The sequence below is a fragment of the Oleiphilus sp. HI0125 genome (assembly GCF_001635355.1).
Map to the genome: position 1 here is coordinate 1 of NZ_LWGF01001345.1, position 910 is coordinate 910.

Here is a 910-nt window from a genome sequence, read left to right on the forward strand (position 1 = left end):
ATCAAAAAGATGCACCGATTCCTTGGGAAGCTGAGAACTGGGAAAGTCTAAAAGACATTAAAGTCGGGGCGACGATCGGATATACCTATCTATCGAACTTCAGAAAATATGAAACAGAGGGTTTGATTCAGGTAGAGCGATCGGAAACAGATTCATTAAACTTCAAAAAATTACTGCGTGGACGAATAGGTGCTTTCCCAGCAAGCTTAAACACCGGTTATGGGCTGTTGCAAAGCGAATTCACGCAAGAAGAAATTGATCAGTTAACTTACACCCCTCAAATGCGTCCCTCTTATCAGCCGACCACATTCCATTTATTGATTAGTAAGCTCACTCCAGACGCAGAAAGTATCATGTCAGCATTCAATAAAGGACTAACGAAATTGAGAAAATCTGGGTACTATGAAAAGTTTCTAAAACAATCGCGAAATGGTTTCTATGAAGTTTCAGATTAAGGCCCCCACTTTAAAATAGAGGCCCCAAACAGTGCTCTAAAAAAGGCGATCTAAATGTGCTTCAAATCGTTTAAGGTCGTCATCGACGCTTGGGTTTTTCATCACGTCATAGGCCACGAACGTTTCAAGCGGCTCCATTGCGAAGAACCGAAAATTCACATGCATCGGGAAGAACANATCATCAACCGTTTTGCCTTGGAATAAATATTCACCTGGGTCATTAAACGCTTCTTCGAGTGCGTTGAAAGTTAATGACAGCATATATTTTTTACCCGCTGCTATGCCTCCACCGCCATAGTTTTTCTTAGGTGCTTAGTGGGTACGCCCATCAACGTTGCACAACTAGCCACCCATACCAGCCGTGTAGACTTCATCCATATATTTTTTGAATGTCCATGTCACGCCCATCCAATTCACAGGCGTTTGAAGAGTCACAACATCAGCCCAAACATGAT

General features: G+C 42.4%; 1 protein-coding gene and 1 pseudogene. One reads left to right on the top strand and one right to left on the bottom strand.

The window, feature by feature from the left end; translation table 11 throughout:
- A partial coding sequence (locus A3762_RS27980; protein ID WP_197469522.1) for an ABC transporter substrate-binding protein occupies positions 1 to 455 on the top strand: 455 nt, incomplete at its 5' end.
- 36 nt (positions 456 to 491) lie between these two features.
- Here A3762_RS27980 and A3762_RS23090 read toward each other — a convergent pair.
- Positions 492 to 910: pseudogene (locus A3762_RS23090) on the bottom strand (NAD(P)H-dependent oxidoreductase); the annotation flags it as partial.